The 23,801-nt window shown below is 64.9% G+C and carries 20 protein-coding genes; 7 read left to right on the top strand and 13 right to left on the bottom strand.

The genetic code is table 11. The features are described 5' to 3' along the window. Nucleotides 1-95: 95 nt before the first annotated feature. The 9 genes from thpR to EPN31_RS11510 all read right to left on the bottom strand — a co-directional run bounded on the left by thpR (nt 96) and on the right by EPN31_RS11510 (nt 9,782). Complete coding sequence (thpR, locus tag EPN31_RS11550) at nt 96-638, bottom strand: RNA 2',3'-cyclic phosphodiesterase (RefSeq protein ID WP_291773279.1); 543 nt, start codon at nt 636-638, stop codon at nt 96-98. 55 nt (nt 639-693) lie between these two features. Continuing rightward, nucleotides 694-2,145, bottom strand: coding sequence for an amidohydrolase family protein (locus tag EPN31_RS11545; RefSeq protein ID WP_291773277.1), 1,452 nt, complete (start codon nt 2,143-2,145; stop codon nt 694-696). Continuing rightward, nucleotides 2,145-3,044 (bottom strand): MurR/RpiR family transcriptional regulator, encoded by a 900-nt coding sequence (locus tag EPN31_RS11540; protein WP_291773275.1) that lies wholly within the window; start codon nt 3,042-3,044, stop codon nt 2,145-2,147. The genes EPN31_RS11545 and EPN31_RS11540 overlap by 1 nt, the downstream gene beginning before the upstream one ends. A 9-nt stretch (nt 3,045-3,053) precedes the next feature. Next, entirely contained in the window at nt 3,054-4,328 is a 1,275-nt protein-coding gene (locus tag EPN31_RS11535; RefSeq protein ID WP_291773273.1) for an amino acid deaminase, read from the bottom strand. Nucleotides 4,329-4,349: 21 nt separating this feature from the next. Then, entirely contained in the window at nt 4,350-5,315 is a 966-nt protein-coding gene (locus tag EPN31_RS11530; RefSeq protein ID WP_291773270.1) for an ABC transporter ATP-binding protein, read from the bottom strand. Next, complete coding sequence (locus tag EPN31_RS11525) at nt 5,308-6,282, bottom strand: ABC transporter ATP-binding protein (RefSeq protein WP_291773856.1); 975 nt, start codon at nt 6,280-6,282, stop codon at nt 5,308-5,310. The genes EPN31_RS11530 and EPN31_RS11525 overlap by 8 nt, the downstream gene beginning before the upstream one ends. Nucleotides 6,283-6,377: 95 nt before the next feature. Then, on the bottom strand, nt 6,378-7,241 hold the full coding sequence (locus EPN31_RS11520) for an ABC transporter permease (protein ID WP_291773268.1): 864 nt from the start codon (nt 7,239-7,241) through the stop codon (nt 6,378-6,380). Next, a complete protein-coding gene (locus tag EPN31_RS11515; protein WP_291773854.1) occupies nt 7,238-8,194 on the bottom strand; it encodes an ABC transporter permease in 957 nt (318 codons plus the stop codon). The genes EPN31_RS11520 and EPN31_RS11515 overlap by 4 nt, the downstream gene beginning before the upstream one ends. A 1-nt stretch (nt 8,195) precedes the next feature. Further along, nucleotides 8,196-9,782: an ABC transporter substrate-binding protein gene (locus EPN31_RS11510; RefSeq protein WP_291773266.1), complete on the bottom strand. Its 1,587-nt coding sequence runs from the start codon at nt 9,780-9,782 to the stop codon at nt 8,196-8,198. A 117-nt stretch (nt 9,783-9,899) separates the two neighbouring features. On the opposite strand from EPN31_RS11510, the gene EPN31_RS11505 reads away from it, so the two are divergent. Beyond that, a complete protein-coding gene (locus EPN31_RS11505; protein ID WP_291773264.1) occupies nt 9,900-10,295 on the top strand; it encodes a RidA family protein in 396 nt (131 codons plus the stop codon). A gap of 4 nt (nt 10,296-10,299) precedes the next feature. Here EPN31_RS11505 and EPN31_RS11500 read toward each other — a convergent pair whose 3' ends face one another. Next, entirely contained in the window at nt 10,300-12,120 is a 1,821-nt protein-coding gene (locus EPN31_RS11500; RefSeq protein WP_291773263.1) for a sodium:proton antiporter, read from the bottom strand. Beyond that, nucleotides 12,110-13,513 carry a chloride channel protein gene (locus EPN31_RS11495; protein WP_291773262.1) on the bottom strand — a complete coding sequence of 468 codons (1,404 nt, stop codon included), beginning with the start codon at nt 13,511-13,513 and terminating at the stop codon, nt 12,110-12,112. Before EPN31_RS11495 ends, EPN31_RS11500 begins: the two co-directional genes overlap by 11 nt. Nucleotides 13,514-13,675: 162 nt before the next feature. Between EPN31_RS11495 and EPN31_RS11490 the strand changes: the two genes are divergently transcribed. Together EPN31_RS11490 and EPN31_RS11485 are read left to right on the top strand one after the other, a co-directional pair. Continuing rightward, nucleotides 13,676-15,106, top strand: a complete 1,431-nt coding sequence (locus EPN31_RS11490; protein ID WP_291773260.1) for a DUF2868 domain-containing protein — start codon at nt 13,676-13,678, stop codon at nt 15,104-15,106. Next, the gene (locus EPN31_RS11485; protein WP_291773259.1) at nt 15,099-16,592 is read left to right on the top strand and encodes a DUF3482 domain-containing protein; all 1,494 of its coding nucleotides are present in this window, start codon (nt 15,099-15,101) and stop codon (nt 16,590-16,592) included. The genes EPN31_RS11490 and EPN31_RS11485 overlap by 8 nt, the downstream gene beginning before the upstream one ends. Before the next feature lie 28 nt (nt 16,593-16,620). On the opposite strand, the gene EPN31_RS11480 is transcribed toward EPN31_RS11485, so the two are convergent. Then, nucleotides 16,621-17,625, bottom strand: a complete 1,005-nt coding sequence (locus tag EPN31_RS11480) for a TPM domain-containing protein (protein ID WP_291773258.1) — start codon at nt 17,623-17,625, stop codon at nt 16,621-16,623. A gap of 279 nt (nt 17,626-17,904) precedes the next feature. On the opposite strand from EPN31_RS11480, the gene EPN31_RS11475 reads away from it, so the two are divergent. The 4 genes from EPN31_RS11475 to EPN31_RS11460 are packed head-to-tail and all read left to right on the top strand — an operon-like array spanning nt 17,905 to nt 22,371. Next, nucleotides 17,905-19,386, top strand: a complete 1,482-nt coding sequence (locus EPN31_RS11475) for a DEAD/DEAH box helicase (protein ID WP_291773257.1) — start codon at nt 17,905-17,907, stop codon at nt 19,384-19,386. 18 nt (nt 19,387-19,404) lie between these two features. Next, on the top strand, nt 19,405-20,037 hold the full coding sequence (locus EPN31_RS11470; protein ID WP_291773255.1) for a LysE family transporter: 633 nt from the start codon (nt 19,405-19,407) through the stop codon (nt 20,035-20,037). A gap of 19 nt (nt 20,038-20,056) precedes the next feature. Beyond that, complete coding sequence (locus EPN31_RS11465; protein ID WP_291773254.1) at nt 20,057-21,664, top strand: peptide chain release factor 3; 1,608 nt, start codon at nt 20,057-20,059, stop codon at nt 21,662-21,664. 56 nt (nt 21,665-21,720) lie between these two features. After that, the gene (locus tag EPN31_RS11460; RefSeq protein ID WP_291773253.1) at nt 21,721-22,371 is read left to right on the top strand and encodes a hypothetical protein; all 651 of its coding nucleotides are present in this window, start codon (nt 21,721-21,723) and stop codon (nt 22,369-22,371) included. Between the two features lie 60 nt (nt 22,372-22,431). Here EPN31_RS11460 and rpoN read toward each other — a convergent pair whose 3' ends face one another. Continuing rightward, nucleotides 22,432-23,781, bottom strand: coding sequence for an RNA polymerase factor sigma-54 (gene rpoN / locus EPN31_RS11455; protein WP_291773252.1), 1,350 nt, complete (start codon nt 23,779-23,781; stop codon nt 22,432-22,434). Nucleotides 23,782-23,801: the final 20 nt, after the last annotated feature.

The raw sequence follows: 23,801 nt of genomic DNA, 5'->3' as shown, positions 1-23,801 counted from the left end.
AAGCGGATCCGCACAGGGAGCCAGCGAGGCAGATGTTGAATAAAAACCCACCTTGCAGAACCAGTACGGCCCGCTATTTTTTCGGCTTCATCATATCATCCAAAACCGTCTGCTGCGGACAGGTCACAGGCCGCGATTTCCCGGTACCAGGACCCCGACTCACGCGGAGTAGAAGCCACCAGCACCAGCCGGCGGGCCGCCCAGACCACCGGCCGCGGCGTGGGCAAGACCGAGAGATCCTGTGGGTCGGCCCGACGAAGCAGCGACAGGTGCGGCCTGAACGGCTCCGCCGACGCCTCGAACCCCAGACGGGACAGCGCACGCCACAACGCGGCATGCATCCGGTCCAGCCAGGGGACGAATTCGGACGATCCCGCCCAGACGATGCGCGGCCCGCGAAATCGGCCATAGCAATCCAGGGTAAGCGGCCCACCGATCCACCGACGGCTGCGCAGCAGCGCCTGCAGCCCGGGGACTCGATCATCGTCAACCGACCCCAGGAACGCGAGCGTCAGGTGCAGCGTGTCGGGGTGCATCATGCATCCGCCGCACAGATCGTGCGCCTGGCGCGCCCATTGCGTGAGCTCGCGCACGACGTCCTCATCGGGCCACAGGGCAAAGAAGAGACGGCTTGCCATCGGTTACTCACCCCCCGTGAAAGGCTCCCACGTCGACGCGCCCGATACGCGAGCCTCAGGCCCTGGGCACGAACCGGCCGGCACGGCCGATGCAGGCTCGCTCCCGACCACTGTAGCTCAGGCAGCCATTCACCCATACCTGCTCGATACCCTCGCTGAAGCGCCAGGGTTCCGAGTACGTCGAGCAGTCCCGAACCAGAGCCGGATCGAAGACCACCACATCAGCAAAACTGCCCGTGCGTAGAATCCCACGCCCGGCCAGATGAAAACGTTCGGCGGACAAGCCTGTCATCTTGTGCAGGGCCTGTTCCAGGGACAGTAGCCCTTTCTCGCGCCAGTATTGGTTCAGCACGCGTGGGAAGGCGCCCCACAGCCTCGGGTGCGGCCGCTCGTCATGCGGCAGGCCATCGGATCCGATGACGGTCAGCGGATGGCAGACCACCCGATCCACGTCCTCCTGCTGCATCTGAAAGTAGCACGCGCCGCCGGGCGACAGCCGGCGCACCGCCTGCACCTGCGAGACCCCCCATTCTTTGGCAATGTCCGCCAGGTAGCGGCCCGCCATCTCGGGATGGGATTGGCTGCCGGTGATCAGGATGTCGATGACGCCATCGACCAGGTCCTCCCGCAATACGGTGGAGCCGGCCGTGTAGGGATAGACGTCCAGCCCGATCGACTGTTCTTGCGATAGAGCCTCGATGCGGGCCAGCGTCTCGCGCGTACGACCCCAGTTCCCTGGCCCCGCACACTTGTGGTGCGACAGCACCAGTGCAGCACCGCCCAGCCGCGCCGTGAGCGCCGCCTCTTCGAGAGACGCCATGATGCCCTTGAGCTCGTCCCGGATGTGCGATGTATAGACGCCATGGTAGGGCGCGATCACCCGGACCAGGGTGCTCAGTTCATGGACGTCGGCCGCAAACGCAGGGTGGTAGAACACTCCGGAAGACAGGCCCACCGCCCCGGCTTGCATGGCTGAATCCAGCACATCGCACATGCGCTGCAACTCGGCTGCATTGGCCGGCCGATCCAGATCGCTCATGGCCTGCATGCGCAGCGCCGTATGGCCGATGAGCATGGCAACATTGACCCCCGGACGCGCCGCATCCACGGCGTCCTGATAGGACCGCAGATCGGCAAAGCGGAACTGATGTGTTCCAAGCAGCGACAGCGGTGCCTCCGGCGAATCGGTGATGAGCGGAACCAGCGAAATCCCGCAGTTGCCGCCGATCACGGTCGTCACGCCCTGGGATAGCTTGGGCAGCATCTCCGGTTGATCGAGGACGATGGCATCGTCATGCGTATGCACGTCGATGAAACCGGGCGCGACCACGCGATCCGCGCAATCGACTCGCCGCGCACCCATCGAACCGGGGGGGCTGACCCCAGGATCACAGATGGCCACCACGCGATCCTGCCGGATCCAGATATCTGCCGGCCTGGTTGGTGCTCCCGTTCCGTCAAAGAGCAGACCATTGCACAGTACCGTCAGGTGATTGTCATTTGCCATCAATAGAGCCCGATGTAAACGGAACTGTCCACCCCGTGCTGTTCCAGCACCTGCTTGAACTGCCTGAGCCGCTCCAGCGTCTGCGGGCCCAGTTGCTGCGCGATCCGGACCATCAGGATCTCGATAACCAGCAGATGCGCAAGATACGCTTCCGTGCCCACGCGCATGGTGGTGTCCTGCGGCACAGATACAGCCAGACAAAGATCGGCGCAATGCGCCAGAGGCGTGTCCGGCTGCGTCAACGCCACCACCGTCGCGCCCCGGCTGCGCGCCAGATGCGCAGCCTCCAGCATGAAGGGCATGCTACCCACGTGGGACACGACGAAGGCCACGCCATCGGCATCCAGCGAACTGGCGGAGATCAGCTGCTGGTGCGCGTCGGCGAAAGCGTTGGCGCGCAACCCCAGGCGAAAGAGCCGGGCCTGCAGTTCCTGCGCCATAAAGGCTGATGTGGAACCCACCGAATAGGTATCGATCCGCGAGGCCCGAGCCAGCCGGACGGCAGCCTGATCGATCACCGCGACATCCAGCCGTCGCTGCAGGTTGGCCAGCGAGGAGATCGCACCCTGGATGATCTTGCGTGACACCTCTGGCGCATCATCGTCCAGCGAGACGTTGCGGTGCAGGTGGTGCGGCGACAGCGCCAGATCCTGGGCCAGCGCCAGCATGAAGTTTCGCACGCTGTCGAAACCGAAGCTGCGGCAGGTGCGCACCACTGTCGGCATGGAGACGCCCGCCTGACCGGCAATGGCTTCCACCGTCAGATTGACGATCATGGCCGGATCGGCCAGGACGGACGTGACCACGCGCTGCTGCGCCCCACTCAGATCAGGCAGCGCGCTGCGCAGCCGCTGCAGGAGACCGTCTTCCGACCAGTTCGGGACCGTTTGTCTGCTCATTCCACCTTCCTAGAATTCAGTGGTGACGGCGCCCGTCACCTGACCCTGCGCATCCACCAGCGGCATCCAGCGCCATTTGTCGAAAGTCGTGCAAGGATGCGAAATCCCGAGGACAACACGGTCGCCGACCACAGGGACCCGACCAACAGGATCGAAGCGTAGGTAGGCGTGCTGGTCATTGAGCGCCGTCACCTTCCAGTCGGCCGGTGCGACGGCAGCAGCGACGGCGCTGCGGGGTGCGTACTGGATCGGCTGCGGCAGGGACAGGTCGAACGAGATATCGCGCTTGCCGCAGGTCAGCAGAGCCAGGCCAGGTTCCGGCACCGACTGGACCAGGGTCCAGACCGACAGCGCGGGACGCAGGCTGTGGTCCAGACCGCTGCGGGCTTCGACGTTGCGCAGCATTCCGGCGTAGAACCCATGATCGTGCGTGACGTAGCATCCCGACCGCAACACGCCGCGCACCGGGTGTGAAAGCGAGAGGCGCAGAGCGGGTGCTACCACGTCGAAGACAGCCGAACCGCCCGCACTCAGGATGACAGTCTCGTCCTCGAAGAGCTGCTGCCGGTCGCACTGCTCGGCCACGGCGCGCACGCGGCCCAGGAATTCGGCGACCGACGCCTCGTCACCCGCCCGGTCACAATGGGCGAGCCCGCCTTCGTAGCATTCGATCCCGCCCAGCTTCAGGGCCAGGCTGCCGCGGATCCGGGTTGCCAGCGCCAGCGCCTGAGCCGCCGTCCTGCACCCCGTACGCTGCCCGGGAACGCCGATCTCGAGCAGACAATCCAGCGGGCGGTCCCAGTGCCGCCGATATGCCCAATCCTCGATGAGCGCCACCTGGGCATCCGAGTCCACCAGGAACCAGACCCGCAGGTCCGGGTGCGCGTCCAGCAGGGCCGCCAGGCCGTCCAGGTCCGCATCCGCCAGCACCTGGTTGGCCACGATAATGCGCCGCGCTCCGGCCCGTACCCCTGCCCCTACCTGAAAGATCGTGGCAAAAGTCAGGCCCCAGGCGCCCGCATCCAGCTGGCGACGAAAGATCTGCGGGGACATCGTGGTCTTGCCGTGCGGCGCAATATCCACGCCACGCTCGGCCGCAAACGCCTGCATCCACCGCAGATTGTGATCCAGCGCCGCCTGGTCGAGCACCGCCAGCGGAAATGGCAGATCGTCATGAAACAGGTTCCATCCCCGCTCCGCGATGCGGTCTGGCGCACACGGCGCGGCAGCGGGCGGAAAGCCCTTGAAGCGATGGTCCAGCAGAATGATGTCGTCCTGATACATGATGTCATGTTCCCGAAAAATTCAAGCATCGCGCCAGCAGGCGGTCCAGTGTTCGTCCCCCACCTGGCGGAGCTGCATGTCGTGGCTGGCGCAGCGCGCCTGGGCCAACGGGCATCGAGTGCGGAATACGCAGCCCGACGGCGGATTGGCCGGACTAGGCAGGTCACCTTCGAGCAGCGGAATGTCCCGTCGCTGCGCAGGATCAGGGGCAGGCGCAGCCGCCAGCAAGGCGCGCGTATAGGGGTGGCAGGGGTGGGCATAGAGCTCGCGCGTGGGTGCGATTTCAACGACCCGCCCCAGATACAGCACCACTACGCGGTCACACAGATATTCCACCACATCCAGGTCATGCGAAATGAACAACATGGTCAGCCCCAGATGCTCACGGATGTCCGACAGCAGATTGATCACCTGGGCCTGGATGGAAACATCCAGCGCGGATAACGGCTCATCAGCGACGATGAATTCCGGCTCGACTGCCAGCGCACGGGCGATGCCGATGCGCTGGCGCTGGCCACCGGAGAATTCGTGCGGGTAGCGCTCGGCGTGCTCTGCACCAAGCCCCACTTGGCGCAGTAGCGCGTGGATGCGCGGCAACCGCGCAGCGCCCCTGTGGAGACCGTGAGTATCCAGTGCCTCGCCAATGATCTGACGGATTCGTAACCGGGGGTTCAGGCTCGCATACGGATCCTGGAAAATCATTTGAATACGCGCGCGTAGCGGCCGATACCGGCGCAGACTGATGGCTGCCAGATCCATGGGCTGATCCAACCCGCGGTAAATCACACGACCCGCCGACGGGTCGGCCAGGCGCGTGAGCATGCGGCCGATAGTGGTCTTGCCCGAACCGGACTCGCCCACCAGCCCGACGGTCTCGCCCTTGCGGATAGTAAACGACACGTCGGTTACCGCACGTACGGGTGCGACAGAGGGCCCGAAATTCTTGCACAGGCCCTGGATCTCGATCAACGGGTCGCCGTCAGTCATGGAATCCGTCCCGCAGCCGGATGCAGCGGGCTTCCTGTTGGTCGTTGACGCGAATCATGGACGGCATTGCCTGGTCGCACTCGGCCGTAGCCACCGGACAGCGTGGGCGAAACGCACAGCCTGGTGGCGGTTCGAACAGACTGGACACCTGGCCCTCGATGGCGGACAGGCGCGGCCGCACGCCAGGCGCATGGGGCCGGCGCCGGGCCATGGCCGGCAGGCAGTCGAGCAACGCCCGTGTATATGGATGAGCCGGATGGGCGAACAGACGGTGCACTTCGCCGCGCTCGACGATGCGGCCGGCATACATCACAGCGATCTCGTCCGCATACTGGGCCACCACGCCCAGATTGTGCGTCACGAACAGCACGCTCATGCCGGTCTCGCGCTGCAGACGGCCGATCAGAGCCAGGATCTGTGCCTGTATCGTCACGTCGAGTGCCGTAGTGGGCTCATCGGCGATCAACAGCGTGGGCGTGCAGGCCATGGCGATGGCGATCATGACGCGCTGGCGCATGCCGCCCGACAGCTGATGAGGATATTCGCCGACCCGCCGCGCAGCCGCCGGAATTTCGACCAGATCCAGCATTCGCTGCGCATGGGCCAGCGCCTGTGCTCGGCCATACCCCCAGTGCAGCCGAACCGACTCGGCAATCTGCTCGCCGACTGTCAGCAAGGGGTTGAGGCTGGTCATCGGTTCCTGAAACACCATGGCGATTTCGTTGCCGCGCAGCGTCCGGAAAGCCTTTTCCGACAAGCCAATGAGTTCGACCGCATCCCCATTGCGCCGCACGAAGCGGGCGTGGCCGCCCACCAGCGGCTGCGCGCTTCGCGCGTGCAACCCCATGAGGCTGAGATTGGTGACCGACTTCCCAGAGCCCGATTCACCGACCAGTGCCAGCGTACGCCCGGCCGGTACCGCGAACGACACATCGGCCACGCTCTGCACCCGGCCGCGCTCGGTCATGAAGGACGTGGATAACCCTCTGACATCCAGGCGGACCAGATCGGGGGCCGCCACGGCGTGCGCCGCAGAACCCTTCGTCACCAGCGATGCTGAGCTCATGCGCCCTTCCTCAGTTTGGGATCCAGGGAATCCCGAATGCCGTCGCCCACCAGCTGCAGCGCGAGCGAGGTCACCACGATCGCCAGTCCCGGGTAGATGATGGTCCAGAACGCATGATCCATGTAGTTCAGGCTGCCGGCAATCATGGTGCCCCAGGTCGGAATGGAAGGCGGAACCCCGACCCCCAGGAACGACAGACCAGCCTCGGCCAGGATGGCATAGGCGAAGATGAAGGTGAGCTGTACCAGCACCGGCGACATCAGCCCCGGCAGCACGTGCATCCGGAGAATGCGCCAGGTCGGCGTCCCCAGTGCGCGAGCCGCATCCACATAGAGCAGATCACGCAACACCAGCGTCGAGGCACGCGCCACGCGGGCCACCCGTGGACTGTAGACGATCACCAGAGCCAGAACCACGTTCCACAGCGACGGCCCCAGGATGGAGACCAGCGCGATCCCCAGCAGGATATCGGGGAAGGCCATCATGGCGTCCACCACCCGCATGATGATGCCATCCAGCGCCCGGAAGTAGCCAGCCACCATCCCCATCACGGTGCCGATCAGCGTGGCGCCGACGGCGGTGGCAAAGCCGATCAGCAGGGAATAGCGTCCGCCGTAGGCCACGCGCAGCATCACGTCGCGTCCAAGCTGGTCCGTACCGCCCCAGAACTGCCACGAAGGCGCCCGCAGCCGCTGAGTGATGGCGATCGCGTTCGGATCCACCGACGACAACCAGGAAATGGCCAGCGCCGTCGCGATCACGACCAGCAGCACCAGCGCGGCCAATGCCACCACGCGCCGCGCAAACAGGCGCCGCACAAAGCGCCCGCTTGGGCTGTCCGTCAGGGCAAGCGCCGTCATGCGGTCACCCGGATGCGGGGATCGATGACGGTGTACAGGAAATCGATCACGAAATTGATGACGACATAGATGAAGGCCACCACCAAAAGCGTGCCCTGGATGACCGGGTAATCGCGCCGCAGCACGGCGCGCACGACCAGGCTGCCCACCCCTGGCAGGTTGAACACGGTCTCGGTCACCACCGTTCCACCTATCATGAGCGCCATGGTCAGGCCAATGACCGTGACGATGGGAATCAGAGCATTCTTCATGACATGGCGCAGGATAACGTCCGGTTCGGACAGCCCCTTGGCGCGCGCAGTGCGCACATAGTCCTCGCCCAACGTGTCGAGCATCGAGGCACGCGTGAAGCGGATGATGAGAGCCGAATTCAGCACCCCGAGCACCACCGATGGCAGGATCAGGTGGATGAAGCGGTCCGGAATGCTGGCATCAGGCGGCCCATAGCCAGATGCCGGCAGCCACCCAAGCTGCACGGCAAACAGGCGGATCAGGATCAGGCCCATCCAGAAACTGGGAACGCTGGCAGCGCACATGGCCACGGCGCTGACCACCTGATCGGTACGCGACCCGCGCCACACGGCAGCCAGCACACCACAGGGAACTCCAATCAGCGTGGCGATCAGGACCGACAACACCGACAGCATGATGGTGGGCTGAGCTCGGTCCCACAGCACATCCACCACGGGCTGCTGCATGAAAATGGAATTGCCCAGATTGCCGTGCAGCACCTGCCCCAGCCAGAGAAAGAACTGCTGGACCAGCGGCTGATCCAGGCCATACTGGGCGCGAACCTGAGCAATGTCAGCCGCCGTCGCCTGATCGCCCAGCAGCACCGCGATGGGATCACCTGAGGCCAGATGCACCAGCGAGAAAACCATCACGGCGACGATGAGCAGCACCAGGCAGGCGCTCAGCAGCTGTGTGACCAGGAGCCTGAAGGCCGCGCGCATGCTAGGCAAACCGGGTATTCCAGAAGAACGGCCAGGCGCTGGGCACAAAGCCCTGCAGCCTGCTGGCGCGTGCAGACAGGCTGTTGAACTTGCCCAGTTCCACAAATGGCACCTGTTCGTAGACCAACTGCTGGACCGGCCCCCACAACGGACCGCGCAGAGCCAAATCGACCTGCTGGTTGAAGGCAGCGAGCAAGCGGGTCTTTTCCGGCGTGTCCCACCAGCCAGGCGCACCGTCACCCAACTGCGGTGGCGACAGCATGGGCTCGGGAAACAGCCCCGAGTGGGTGATGTAGATGTCCCAGAGTTCGGGATCATTGCGTCGCTGCAGCAGTGTCGCCCAGTCCACTACCTGCAGGTCGGTGGCCAGACCGGCGCGCTTGAACTGCTCGGCCAGCACCAAGGCAATGTTGTAATGGAACTCGTACTGTCGGCTGGCCAGGATGCGTATGGGTTTGCCGGCATAGTCGGCTTTCCGGGCGAGATCGGCGGCCAGCTTTGGCTGGTTCACGTTGTAGTGCTGCTGTCCCGCTAGTGAATAGTAGGGCGTACCTTGTGGGAAGAAATTGGCGCCGATGCTGAAGAATCGCGGATCACCAAAGGCGGCCGCCATCATTTCCTCGGCCCCCAGCGCGGCCTGCGCTGCCTGACGCAGCGGCACCGAAGCCAGCGTACCTTTTCGGGTGTTGAACACCAGATAAGGGAAGCCGAAGTCCTTGCCGATCAGCGGCACGACCGCCTTGCCACCGCGTTCCAGCCGGCCCGCGACCTCCACCGGCAGCAAGTCCGCATATGCGAACTGGCCAGACAGGATGCCTTCGGTGCGCGTGTTGGAATCGGGCACAGGGACGAAGCGCAGTTCCTGGATGTAGGCCGTGCGCCTGCCGCCATAGCCATCCGGCGCTTCGCTGCGCGCCGCATACTGATCGAACTTCTCCAGGATCGTGTACTGATCCGGGCGGCGCTCCTTCAGACGATACGGCCCGGTTCCCACGAACTGGGTCAACTGTGCGGCAACCGTGTGTTCCGGCATGACCCCGGCCATGCTGGTGGGCAGCGCCAGCTGCGCCAGTAGCGGCGCATAGGGCGACTTCAGCTTCAGCGTGATGCGGTCTGCCCCCGCTTCGATGCCGGCTACCTGCGCGGCGACCGCCTTGCCGCGAGGCGACACGGCAAGCCAGCGCTTCAGGGATGCGATCACATCGCCGACTTTCATGAACTGGCCATCGTGGAACTTCACGCCCTGGCGTAGCGGAATTTCCACGGTATGGCCCTGATCCCGCATGGTCGGCAGCGAGGCGGCCAACATGGGGACGATGTTCCAGTGGCTGTCGAAGGTATAAAGCGGCTCATAGACGTGTTGCATCAGCGTGCCAACCAGATCCGCCGTTGTCAGCATGGGATCCAGCGTCTGTGGCTCGCCGATCATGGCCAGGCTCGCCGAGCGGGTAGCCGAGGCAGCCAAGGCCGAACGCCCCGACAGGGCCAGGGCGGGCAAACCCAGAACGCCTGCCAGCAGGACCCGACGGCGCGCGGGGTCGGAGGGTTGACCGAGCGAGGCCCGGCCGGTGAAAGTGCGTGGTTGCATATGTCGACCCCTAAGTAATAAAATTACACGAACATACTATTTTCGGCTTATGTAACTGTCAATAATTCGATATATGGGGTTTTCCCTGTAATTTAATTACAAATCTTTGGGGTATTCATGAAATCCATCCAATTGCTGGGAGGCGAACCCACGGCGTCGGACCACAAGGCGCGCCCATTCTCACCGGCCGTGCGCGCGGGCGATTTCGTCTTCATCTCCGGCCAAGTCCCTACGAATGCGAATGGCGAACTGGTGGGCGGCACCATCGAGGTCCAGACCCGGCAAGTCTTCAAGAACCTCGAAAAGGCCCTGGAACTGGCTGGCTGCACGCTGCAGGACGTCTGCAAGACCAGCGTCTGGCTAGCCGATGCACGCGATTTCGGCGCATTCAACCGGATCTACATGGAATGCTTCGGCACGCATCGCCCGGCGCGATCCACTGTGGAAGCACGTCTCATGGTGGATGCCAGGCTGGAGATCGACGTCACGGCCTATCAGCCGGCCACAAGATAGGCGGTTAGCCCGTCGTCTCCGCCTCGGTCGCAGCCGGCAAATGCAGCCCGATCACGGTCCAGCCTGCTTCGGGCCGCAAAGGCTGATCCTGCGTGAAAGGCAACGCATAGCCCTTCGGGTTCAGCGCAAACAGCGGGAACACGGGGCGCGGCGTCCCTTGCCCACAATACTGATCGAAATCGAAGGCTTCGGACAACCGCGTCGCCTTGACCTGTGCGCCTTCCAGCAGCAGCGTGGATAGCTTCCAATAGCCCAGCCCCGAACCAAACAGCGTGCGACCGCGGTACTCCGGATCCAGCGAGTGCTTTTCGGCCGCATCCCCCAGATCCGACCGGGGTAGGCTGAACACACGATGCTTGCCGTACTCGTCCCGCCCCCGAACCACGATGAGCTGGTTCAGGTGGTCGCGCGCGCCCAGCGCCAGCAGCCGTCCCAGCCCCCCGGTATCCAGGTTCAGGTGCGCATGCTCGGACACCGGGCTGCCGTAGTATGTTGGCAATCCCTGCATGCGGGCCTTGGCCAGGCTGTACCAGTCGCTGTCGCACAACCGCACGGGGACACCCTGTTCCTGCAGCGCCTGAGCAATCGTGCGCGCAACCGGATTCGCACCCAGGATCAGGAACCCCACGGGGTCAGGCTCCGCCGCACGCAGCAGCTTCGCCACCGGCCGCGCCGTCAGGCTCTGCCAGATCACGGAACCGATGATGACCACGAAAGTCAGCGGCAGCAGCTGTTCAGCATGCGGCACCCCGAAATCCTGCAACCGGATCGCAAACAGGGCCGAAACGGCGGCGGCGACGATGCCGCGCGGCGAAATCCAGGCGAGCAGAGCCCGTTCACGCCATTTCAGCGAGGACCCCCAGGTGGAAAACAGTACCTTCAGCGGCCGGGCCACCCAGAACATGATCGCCAGCACCAGACCCGCCTTCCAGCCAAGCGCACCCAGCAAGTCCAGATCCATACGCGCGGCCAACAGGATGAACAGAGCGGACAACAGAAGCTGGCTGAGCGTTTCCTTGAATTCCAGGATGTCGCCCACCGGCACACCGGGCCGGTTCGCCAACCAGAGACCCAGGATCGTCACGGCCAGCAGGCCCGACTCGCCATGGATGGCATTGGACACACTGAAGGTCGCAAAAACGATCGCCAGCACGGACAGATTGAGCAGCGAGTCCGGCAACCAGTTACGCCGCAGCGCGGTGCTGGTGAGCCAGCCCGATGTCGCGCCGGCCGCACAGCCAGTCAGCAGCGTGATGCCAAACACCCAGGTCGCGTGGCTCCAGTCGTGCGTGGTCCGCAAGGCCACCATCAGTTGAAAGGCCAGCACCGCGAACAACGCACCGATCGGGTCGATCAGGATGCCCTCCCAGCGCAGCGCATGCGCCACGGGCGCCACCGGCCGCACCGTCTTGAGCAGCGGCGCAATCACCGTCGGGCCGGTCACCGCAGTAATCGCACCGAACAGAAACGCCAGGTCCCACGGAAAATCCATCACCCAATGAGTCGTCACCGTCGTCACGCCCCAGGTGATGAGCGTGCCTCCCGTCACCAGACGACGCACGACCTGCTTCAGTTCGCGGATCTGGTGAAACTCCAGCGTGAGGCTGCCCTCGAACAGGATCACTGCCACCGACAACGAGATGAAGGGAAAGAGCAGTTCGCCGAACAGATCATCCGGGTCCAGCCAGTGCTCCAGCGGACCGACCGCCAGCCCCGCCAGCAGCAGAAACAGGATGGCCGGCATGCGCAGCTTCCAGGCAATCCACTGGGCCGCCATCGCAACCAGGCCGATGCCCGCGATCACCAATTCGGGGCTAAACGTCATGTCGTTTCCCTCTTGAAGCCATCGTATCCCGCCACCAGGCCCGCCATCCGTGGGTCTTGATCCGGCCCCAGCTTTTCAGCAACCCATAGGACAAATGTGTTTTTTCCTGGCCGACGGGAATCTCGGCCTGTACCCGCATCCAGGACGACTTGGCGTAGCCCAGCCGCTGGTCGGGATAGACGCTGCGATGACCGACGATCAGGTACGCGGCAATGGCGGCGCCCGCCACATAGATGGTGCCGGTTGCGCCGCCAAACAGTTCCACGCCCATCAGTATCGCCGCCAGCGGCGTGTTCGACGCCGCCGCCACGACCGACACCAGCCCCACGGCCGCACCCAGCGTGGGACTGATGCCGAACAGGTGGGCAAAGGCGTTGCCCGCAACGGCCCCAATCACGAACTGGGGAGTGACGATCCCGCCGTAGAACCCGGAACCCAGCGTGATGGCCACCAGCAGCGTCTTCCAGAGGAAACCCAGGTACGGCATCGCTTCTCCGCTCAGCGCACGGTCCATGAGCGGCAAACTCAACCCCAGATAGTCGGTGGGAATCACCGTCACCAGCGCGGCCAGGAGCAGACCGCCCCCCACCGGCATCAACGGTGGCCAGATGGTGTACCGGGCCTGCAGCCGGTGGCAGGCATTGCGTACGGCATAGATCATGTCCACGAATACGCGCGCCACCAACCCGCACAGCATGCCGATCAGGATCGTGCGCAGAAACAGGGACTCGGAGAACGCCGGCAGCGCACTCATGAAATAGTATTCGTAGGGAATCCCCATTCGCTTGCTGACCTGGAACGAGGTCACCCCGGCAATCAGCGCAGGGAACAGGAAGTCGTGCCGGATGCGTCCGATGATGAGCATCTCGACCCCGTAGATCGCTCCGGCGATGGGAGTGCCGAACACGCTGGCGAACCCGGCGCTCACGCCACAGGCCACGATGCGTTGACGCAGCTCTGAATTCAACCGGAAAACCTGCCCTACGACGGCCGCCAGCGACGCTCCGATGTGCGAGCATGGTCCTTCCTTGCCGGCCGAACCGCCGCTGGCCAGGGTGATGATGGCGGCGACCGGCTTGATCCACAGCGTGCGCCACGGCATGTGCCCCGATTGTTCATGCACCGCGGCAAAGATGGAGTCCTTCAACCCTGGAGTGCCGAGCTTTCGGTACCCATACCCCATCAACAGGCCGTTGGCCAGGCCCGCCAGCGGAAGAGTCAGCCAGTAGGCCCACGCCGGCATGAGGATGGACCGGTCAGTCATGTAGAACAATGCTCGCAGGAACACGCTGGTCCCGAACCCCACCACCATTCCCGTGAGTGACGCGAGCACCAGCCATTGCACCACGGTGGCCAGCATGACAGCGGGCTCCAGCCAATCAATGCGAGGCATCAGTGGTCGTTTCATGGATTTGCCAAGAGGTTTCTAGGGTGATTCCGGGGTTTGCAATCCGGAGGGGCTGGAGACCAGAGCGAGGTCTATTATCCAACATGAGCCCGCGGCGGCCCTGCCGGCCCCCCTGACTGCGCACGCCAGTGGGTCCGGGGCAGTATCATGGCCGCTGATCCGCTGCCGCAGAACGCCATGAGGAACCCCGCCAAGCCTGCTGCTTCTTCCGGCTCCAGCCCGCTGTTCCGGTGTTGGCAGGCCGAGGCCGTGCGGCTGCGCGAAGCACACTGGGGTCCACTGGAAGACCGTATCGCCTGCCAGACGGCCTTGCGCCAGGAAGCGGATCTGACCGCCCGGATTCTGGCCCGTTCAGAGTGGCTGGCTCGGCACAGCAACCTGCAAACGCGCCTGAACCAGTGGGCGACCAGTGCCCGCCTGGCACTGGCGGTGCTTTGGCTGGCCGCCGGGCTGGCCGGCATGGGGGCGGCCGCTACAGCCCTGGGGCAGCCACAGGGCGAGATCAATCTCTCGCTGGCCCTGCTGGCGGTCCTGGGACTGCACAGCCTGACGTTCCTGATCTGGCTCGCCAGCTACATCCCCGGGATCCAGCCCGGGACACTGCTGTCGCGGATCTGGCTATGGCTGACACACAAGCTGGCTCACGGCCCCGACGGGGCTCTGGCCGCGCAGGCTTTCGTCTCGCTGCTGGCCAGGGCGCGCGCCTGGCACAGCGCCCTGGGCGTCATCAGCCACGGGGCCTGGACACTGGCCTTTCTGGGCATGCTGCCCACACTGATCGTGTTGCTGAGCACGCGGCGCTACACCTTCCACTGGGAAACCACGCTGCTGTCTCCGGATACTTTCATCGCGCTGACTCACTTCATCAGTGGATGGCCACGGGCGCTGGGATTCGGGCCACCCGGGTCGTTCGACATTGCCGCCAGCGTCAGTCAGGGCCCCCTGGCCGCCACCGTCCAGGCCGACTGGTCCTGGTGGCTGATCGGCTGTGTGCTGGCGTGGGGGCTGATTCCACGCCTGGCCGCTCTGCTGATCTGTGCGTTGCACCTGAGGTACCGCCTGAACCAACCCCTGATCGATACGGATCTTCCAGGCTGGCTGGAGCTGCGTGAACGCCTTCTACCCACCCACCGGAATCTGGGGATAGACCGCCCGGCTCCCGACACCGTCCCGGACCACGAACCCCAAACAGCCGCTGTGCCGACACGGGACCAAGCCGCGATCCTGGGCTACGAGTTGGGCGCCGGGGTGATCTGGCCGCCCAACGGACTGCCTGCCATGATCGCGGATCTCGGGCGCTGCGACAGCCGCGAAGATCGGAACCGCATCCGCCGCCTGATCGCTCAGCCGCCTGCGCACCTGCTGCTCGTCTGCGATGCTCGGCTGACGCCGGACCGCGGCACCCGTTCCTGGCTGGAAGAACTGCGGCAAACCTGTCCGGACCTGCAAGTCCTGTGTCTGGACGGCGTCCCCAGCCGGCTCCCGGCCTGGCAGGAACTGCTGACGTCACTGGCAATCCCGCTGGCGGCGGATCTACCGCAGTGGACGGCTCATCTCGGACTTGCTCACCATGGCTGACACTCTCGCTTCCATCGATCTGGCCGTCGTGGGGCATACCAACACTGGCAAGACCTCGCTCATGCGCACGTTGCTGCGGGACGAGCACTTCGGCGAGGTCGCCGACAGCCCCGGCACCACCCGCCACGTCGAGAGCGCCCAGCTCCTGACTCAGGACAGGCGTCCCATCCTGACGCTGCGCGACACGCCGGGTCTCGAGGACGCGATGGGCGCTCTGGACTACATCGAGCAACTGGTGCCGGCGGACGAGCGGCTGGACGGCCCCGACCGTATCCAGCGGCTGCTGGATAGCCCCGAATCGGCGGGCCGATTCGAACAGGAGTGTCGGGTGCTGTCGACCGTACTCGCGACGGACGCTGCGCTTTATGTGATCGACACCCGCGACCCCGTGCTCCCCAAACACAAGGATGAGCTCCTGCTGCTGTCCGCCTGCGGGCGGCCCGTACTGCCCGTACTGAACTTCACCCGCAGCCCCCAGGCCGACGCCGGCGCATGGCGCGAGGCGCTGGCGCGGCTTGGCCTGCACGCTACGGTGGACTTCGACACGGTGGCTCCGGCCCTGGATGGAGAAGTCCAGATGCTGGACCGCCTCGCGCTCATGCTGGACCAGCACGCAACCACCCTGCAGGCGCTACGCACTGATCTGGACCAGCAACGGTTGAAACGGCTGCAAGACGCGACTCGGCTCATTGCGGACCTACTGATGGATGCCGCCGCGCTGCGCCTGCCCTGTTCACAGGACCCCACCGACATCGCCACCATCACTCTGAGCCTGCGCAAACGCACCCGCGACCGGGAACAGGACTGCGTGCACTCGCTGCTCAAACGGTACCGGTTCAGCAAAGCCGCCTTCCCGCACCACCCGCTGCCCCTGGAAGGGGAACGCTGGGGAATGGACCTGTTCAGTCCCCAGGCCCTGCGAGCCTTCGGTATCCAGATTGGCAAAGGCCTGGCAACAGGCGCAATGGCAGGCGCCACAATCGATGTGCTGACCGGCGGCCTCAGCCTGGGCGCCGCCGCGCTGATCGGCGCAGCCATTGGCGGCACCTGGCAAGGCGCCAACCAGTGGGGGAAACGGCTGATGAGCCGCCTGGCGGGCTTCACGGAAATGACGGTGGACGACCCAGTCTTGAACTTGCTCGGGCTACGTCAGATTGCCTTGGTCCGCGCACTGGAACTGCGCGGCCACGCGGCCATGCGCCCCATCGAAGGTGATCTGACACCCGTAGCCTCGCCGCCGCAGCCCGCTGAAGCGCCCGCCGCAGCGGACCAGGGCGACACACCCGCGGACCAAGGCGACCCCACCGACGAATCAGCCCCGAAACCGGCCCAAGTCCTGCATCGCCTGCCGACCGACGTGCAGCAGATTTTGAACGAGGCTCGCAGCCACCCCGAATGGTCGTCGATCGGCGAAGCGCCCGCACCGGATTCGCGGCGCGACCTGCTGGTCGGACAAATGGCCCAGTCCCTGTTCACGGCGCTGTAACCACTCCGCGACGGCAAGGACCGGGCAACTACCAGCTTCCCGACGCGCCACCGCCGCCGCCTGAACCGCCCCCGCCGCCTGACCCACCGCCAGGACCACCACCCCCGCCGCCTGACCCGCCACCCGAATCACCCCCACCACCGCCCCAGTAGCCATCGCGGGACCGGCCCTTGCGCTGGAAGCGGCGGGCCCAACCCATGGCATGGCCCAGCCAGGCCAGGAAAAAACCCGCCGCTGCGGCGGCCGCCGCCCAACCCAGGCTTTCGGTCGCCACCCACACGAATGCCCCCAGCATGAACGCCGCCATCGGCGCGGGCACCACCAGGGAAATCAGGGCAATCGGCGCCAACATGAAGAGCGGCGCATCCTCATTCCCACCGGACGAAGCCACCTGAGGCGGTGGAAGCGGTTCTCCCGACATCAAGGTGATCAGAGACCGCACACCGGCGGCGACACCGCCCGAAAAATCGCCGGCCGCAAACTGCGGGGCCATCTGCTCGCGGATGATGCGCCCGGACAGCGCGTCGGTCACAGCGCCTTCCAGGCCGTAACCGACCTCGATGCGCACATGCCTGTCCTGCTTCGCCACCAACAGCAACACGCCATCATCCACACCCTTGCGCCCGATCCGCCACTGGTCGAACACCCGGCGCGCGTACTGCTCGATCGTATCGCTGCCCGTGCTGGGGACCATGAGCACGAAGAGCTGCGAACCCTTGGTCCGGGCCAACTCCCTGACCTGGTCGGTCAAAGCCTGAATCTGCGCGGTTCCCAGCGTACCGGTCTGATCCATCACCGGAGCCGTCCACACCGGGACGGGCGGCTCGCCAGCACCGGCCGGCGACACCGCCGCCCATGCGGGCGAACCCCACAGACCAAGGGTACACACAACCATCGCCAGCCATCCCGAATGAACAAACGCGCGGGACCACCCGGCCTGGGCCACGCCTCGATAGCGTTCTCGGGCCACCGTGATACGGTTCTCCGTGCTCCCGAGCTGCGTCACTTGCTCCAGCACGCCACGCCAACGCATGCGTCCCCCCTTTCGCCTCATCGCGGCCTGAAATGCGAGCATTTTAAAGACCAGGGCACACCGCTCCCAGTCTGTGGTTCAACGTCCACACCCGTCAGTCAGTGACGCGCCATACGCTATAATCAGCGTCTTTCGCGCCGCCTACCAGTCGCTGCGCGTGATCCCGGGTCTGGCTCTCCACTCTGCCGCCCTGGCCTCTTCCCCTCAGACATTCTTCATTCGTCGGCCTCGATTGGTATCCCTCGACTCGAGCGATAGGCGGTCGCTGGAGTCATATTCGTGGATACAGATATCACCTTTGCCTCGCTAGGCCTGGCAGAGCCCCTGCTGCGCGCCGTTACCGACGCGGGCTACACCCACCCTACCCCAATTCAGGCGCAGGCCATCCCGCGCGTGATGAACGGCGGCGACCTGTTGGCAGCCGCACAGACCGGCACCGGCAAGACGGCCGGATTCACACTACCCATCCTGCATTATCTGCTGCAGCACCCCACTACCGAACGCCGGCCGGGACGCCCTCGTGTGCTGGTGCTCACGCCCACCCGCGAACTCACGGCCCAGGTGGAAGAATCGGTACGGCTCTACAGCAAGTACACCAAAGTCCATTCCATGGTGATGTTCGGCGGCGTGAACATCAACCCTCAGATCGCGGCCCTGAAGCGCTCACCGGACATCCTCGTGGCCACGCCCGGGCGTCTGCTGGATCACGTCGGACAGAAGACGCTCGATCTATCCGGGATCGAGATCCTGGTGCTGGACGAAGCCGACCGGATGCTGGACATGGGCTTCATCCATGACATCAAGCGCGTGCTGCGGCTGCTGCCTAAAGAGCGCCAGACGCTGCTGTTTTCGGCAACCTTCGCCGACGAGATCCGGGATCTCGCACAGCACATGCTCAACCATCCCGAAGAAGTATCCGTCGCTCGGCGCAATACGGCATCCGAGCTGGTGAGCCAGCGCGTCGTGATGACCGAGCAGTCGCACAAGCGGGACCTGCTCAGCCACATCATCCGCAACAGCGGCTGGAACCAGGTTCTGGTGTTCACGCGCACCAAGCACGGCGCCAATCGGCTGGCGGAAAAACTCGTGAAGGACGGCCTGGCGGCCGCCGCCATCCACGGCAACAAGAGCCAGGCTGCGCGGACCAAGGCGCTGGCAGGCTTCAAGGACGGCAAGATCGCCGTCCTGGTCGCCACGGACATCGCGGCACGCGGGTTGGACATCGAACAACTCCCGCAAGTCGTGAACTTCGAACTCCCAAGTGTGCCGGAAGACTATGTGCACCGTATCGGCCGCACCGGCCGCGCCGGCAGCACGGGATCGGCGCTCTCACTGGTGGACGCCTCGGAGATCAAGCTGCTCAAGGCGATTGAAAGGGTCATCAAGCAGCCGATCGAACGCACGGAAATCGAAGGCTGGAACCCGCGCGCCATGGTCACCGCCGACTCTGTGCCGGATGCGCGCGAGAAGCGCGCACTGGCCCGACTACAAGACGATCCACGCGGGGCACCGCGCGCCGCCGGCCGCCGGGACGGTGGATCCGCTGGCCGCGAGGGGCGCCGCGACAACGCGCCGTCAGGCCGCAGCGCACGCCACCCGACACCTGCCGGAGACCGGCGCGGCACCCAGGAACCGCGCCGCGGGACTGCGCGGCCGGCCAACGGCCGTCCGAACCGGTCCGCGAATGCCGCGCCAGCTCCTCGGCGCGAGGCTCGCTCATACAACGACCAGCCGGCCGCCCTGCTGCACAAGGCTGACTGATTCTACGGAGCTCTGGCGATGGCCCTCTCGACCTGGTTGGCGTTTTTCGCCGCAGCCTGGGCGATTTCGTTCTCACCCGGGCCGGGGGCCATCTGCTCCATGGCTTCGGGGCTGAAATACGGGTACCGCCAGGGCCTCTGGACCATTGCCGGCCTGCAGGCCGGCATCATCTTCCAGCTCTTCATCGTGGCATTGGGTGTCGGCGCCGTGATGGCGACGTCGGCTACAGCCTTCACCATCGTCAAGTGGATCGGCGCCGCCTACCTGGTCTACCTGGGCGTGAAGCAGTTCCGGACGGATGCCATGCCGGTTGCCGTCGAAGCCCGCCAGGCCCTGAACAAACACCCGGTTCGCGACCAGTTCCTGCACGGCTATCTGGTGAACGTCACCAATCCCAAGGGCACCATGTTTCTGCTGGCGGTGGTGCCGCAATTCCTGGATCTGGGCCGACCGCTGGCCCTGCAATATGTGCTCATCGGTGCAACACTCTCATTTACCGACCTGGTCGCCATGAGTTGCTATACTTCGCTCGCCTCACGCATGTTGCTGCTGCTGCGCAAGCCTGGCCGCATCCGCTGGATGAACCGGGGGTTCGGCACGCTGTTCATCCTGGCCGGCACCCTCCTGGCATCGTTCAGCCACAAGGGTTGAGCCTTCGTCTCCACTATCCATGAGCCTTACTTCAGAAGTCTCCCGCCGACGCACCTTCGCCATCATCTCCCACCCCGACGCGGGGAAAACCACGCTCACGGAAAAGCTGTTGCTGTTTTCGGGTGCGATCCAGATCGCGGGCAGCGTGAAAGCCCGCAAGGCGAGCCGTCACGCGGCTTCGGACTGGATGGAAATCGAAAAGCAGCGCGGGATCTCGGTGGCCTCGTCGGTCATGCAGATGGATTATCGGGACTGCGTGATCAATCTGCTGGACACGCCGGGCCACCAGGATTTCTCCGAAGACACCTATCGGGTGCTCACCGCCGTGGACGCTGCCCTGATGGTGATCGATGCCGGCAACGGCGTGGAGCCCCAGACCATCCGCCTGCTGCAAGTCTGCCGTGCGCGCAACACCCCCATCATCACCTTCATCAACAAACTGGACCGCGAAGTGCGCGAGCCACTGGATTTGCTCTCAGAGGTCGAGGCACATCTGGGCATGGATGCCATCCCCTTCTCCTGGCCGGTAGGCATGGGGCGCCATTTCGGCGGCGTATTCGACATCCCGCACGACCGCATGCGGGTCTTCAGGGCTGGCCTGGAGCGCCATCACGATGACGACGAAGCGGTGGACGGGCTGGAAAACCCCGAGCTGGCCAGACGGTTCGGTGACGAATACGCCAAGGCGCACGACGAGATCGAGCTCATCCGGGGCGCCACGCCCGAGTTCAGCCGCGAGGCATTTCTGGCGGGCCGCCAGACCCCCGTGTTCTTCGGTTCGGCCATCAACAACTTCGGTGTGCGCGAGGTGCTGGACGCGCTCGTGGACCTGGCCCCGCCACCAGGACCCAGGCAGGCGCTGGAACGCACCGTCATGCCCGACGAACCCAAGCTGACCGGAATCGTCTTCAAGGTGCAGGCCAACATGGATCCGGCACACCGCGACCGTGTGGCTTTCGTCCGGGTGAGCTCGGGCCACTTCCAGCGCGGCATGCGTCTGCGGATCGCGCGCAACGGCAAGGAAATCCGCCCCAACAACGTCGTATCATTTCTGTCGCAGCGCCGTGAGATCGTCGAGGAAGCCTACGCGGGGGACATCATCGGCATTCCCAACCACGGTCTCCTGCAACTGGGCGACGTGCTCACCGAGGGCGAGGCCCTGACCTTCACCGGCCTGCCATTCTTTGCTCCTGAACTCTTCCAGGCCGTCGAGGTGAAGGATCCGCTGCGGACCAAACAATTGCGCACCGGCCTGGCCCAGCTAGGTGAAGAAGGCGCCATCCAGGTCTTCCGGCCCGAGGCAGCGGGGGGTGCCCTGCTGCTGGGCGCGGTGGGGCAACTGCAGTTCGAGGTGGTGGCCCACCGCCTGAAAACGGAATACGGCGTGGACGCCCGGCTCATGCCCAGCCGCTACAATCTCGCCCGCTGGATCACGTCCAGCGATCCCAAGGCACTGAGGAAATTCATGGATGCGAACGCGGCCAACATCGCCCACGATGTGGTGGACGCAACCGCCTTCCTGGCAACCTCCGCAGCCCAGCTCAGAGTCGCCGAGGAACGCTACCCCGACGTCCAGTTCCACACCATGCGCGAACACGCTGGCCAGATGTTCGACACAGGTGCCTGAACAGCATCTTCTATAATGGGGCGCTGACTCGCAATGATCGAAGGGAAAACCTGTCCATGTCCTGGCGACTGATCTTCGTCTTCCTGGTGCTGTCCGCGGGAGCCTCTGCCTGGGGTGGGCTGCAACTCGGCGACTGGCTGATCGCCCACGGCCCGGCACAGAGCAAGACGACACAGCCCACACAGCTCACGCACCCCGAACTGGCCGGCAAGACGCCGGTGCTGGATGCCAACGGCAAACCTTTCGTGGCCAGCGCGCCGCAGCCGCTTCCGGATGGCCGCCAGGGGGTACCGCAACAGCCGCCGCCCACCGACTGGCAATTACAGACCGCATCGCTGCTGAGCGAAAACCGGCCGATCGCATTGGCAACCACCACGATTTCCATGGATGAGGCTATTTCGCTGGCCCAGCAGCAAATGGACGCCGGCAGCGGTGGCCTACAGGGCATCGCCAACGTTGGAAACCTGGGCAACCAGGCCATTCAACCCATCGACGTGACCACGCCTCCACCACCCCCGCCGTCCTCGCCCGCCACCCAGAACAACGGAAACTGGCAACGGGCCTTCCAGACGGAACTGAAGGCTTGCGAGAATCTGGGCTTCTTCTCCCGCCCGTCGTGCGCATGGGCGGCGCGCAACAAATATTGCGAGCCGCACAACGCCTGGGGGAAGGTCGCGGACTGCCCCGCCAAGAAATCCTCTTTCTGAGAACACGGACCCGCGACTCTTCGTAACAACCACAAGAGATCGACAAAGCAACGACAGCCATCAGCGCCTGCGCAGGTTCGCGGGCAACACACCCATGACCTCGCGATACTTGGCGACCGTGCGGCGCGCAACCGTCACGCCACGCTGGGCCAGCAACTGCGCCAGTCGCATGTCCGACAGCGGCTTGTCCGCCGGTTCAGCCGCCAGCAGATCCTGCATCAACGCCTGGACCGCGCGCGCAGCGGCGGCCTCGCCCGACTCCGTGGGTACGCCCGCACCAAAGAACCGCCGCAGTTCGAACACCCCCCAGCGCGTCTGCAGATACTTCAGGCGCGTCGCGCGCGAGACAGTGGATTCATGCAGGCCCAGCTCCTGCGCGACCTCCTGCTGAGTCAACGGCAGCAGCGCCCTGACGCCCTGTTCCAGAAAACCCTGCTGATGCAGCACGATGGACTGAGCTACGCGCAGAATGGTCTGGCGGCGTTGGTTGAGACTGTGCATCAGATTGCGCGCCTCGACCAGCTGCGCCTGCAATCCCCGAGCAGCGCCCGCATCCGCCAGGTTCGCCGTCAGATCGGGACTCAGACGCAGCGGCCGCTCGGCGGCCGGGTTCAGCACGACCCGCCACTGTCCCCGCACCGCCTCGAGCAACACATCCGGCACGACGTAATGGGTGGTATCGGTAGCCCAGGCTCGCAACGGTCTGGGCTCCAGCCTGCGCAGGGCCGCCCGCGCAGCTTCCAGTTCCTCGCGATCGCAGCCAAGCTGCTCACACAGACGTCCCCAGCGGCCCGCAGCCAGATCTTCCAGATGCCCAGTGAGCTTCCGGGCCAGGTCCAGGACCGGTTTCGGCCAGTCGCCGGCCCGCGCTTCCAGTTGCAGCCGCAGGCACTCAGGCAAATCGCAGGCGGCGATCCCCACCGGATCGAACGACTGCAGCAGCCGCAACGCTACCCGCCACTCCGTCGCGGAAACCTGAAGTCCGCGCGGCAGCTGCGCCGATAGCGCCTCCGGATCGAACGACAGATAGCCCCGCTCGTCCAGCTCGCCGATCAAAAGACCGACCAGCAGGCGATCGCGCTCACTGGCGCGCGTGGTGTGTAACTGTTGCAACAAATGGTCGGGCAGACTCGGTGCCGCCGCGGCTTCCGGGATATCATCCGTCACGGTGCGCGCGCCGGGCCGTACCCACGATAACGGCGGTGCATCTGTCGACTCCGGCGATTCAGATCCGGCTGAATCGCCAGTGTCCTCGGGCGACTCCAGCAGCGGATTGACGGCCAGTGCGTGATCAATTTCGAGCGCAAGCTCCTGCGACGAGCACTGCAGCAAGTGCAGTGCCTGGCGAATTTGCGGTGTCAGCGTCAACTGCTGACGTTGCGACAGTCCCAAAGACGGTTGCGTTTGCATACTCCACTACACTAAGGCTC

The sequence above is a fragment of the Castellaniella sp. genome (genome assembly GCF_004321985.1).
Lineage (GTDB): Bacteria > Pseudomonadota > Gammaproteobacteria > Burkholderiales > Burkholderiaceae_B > Castellaniella.
This window is presented reverse-complemented; position numbering and strand designations above follow the sequence as displayed.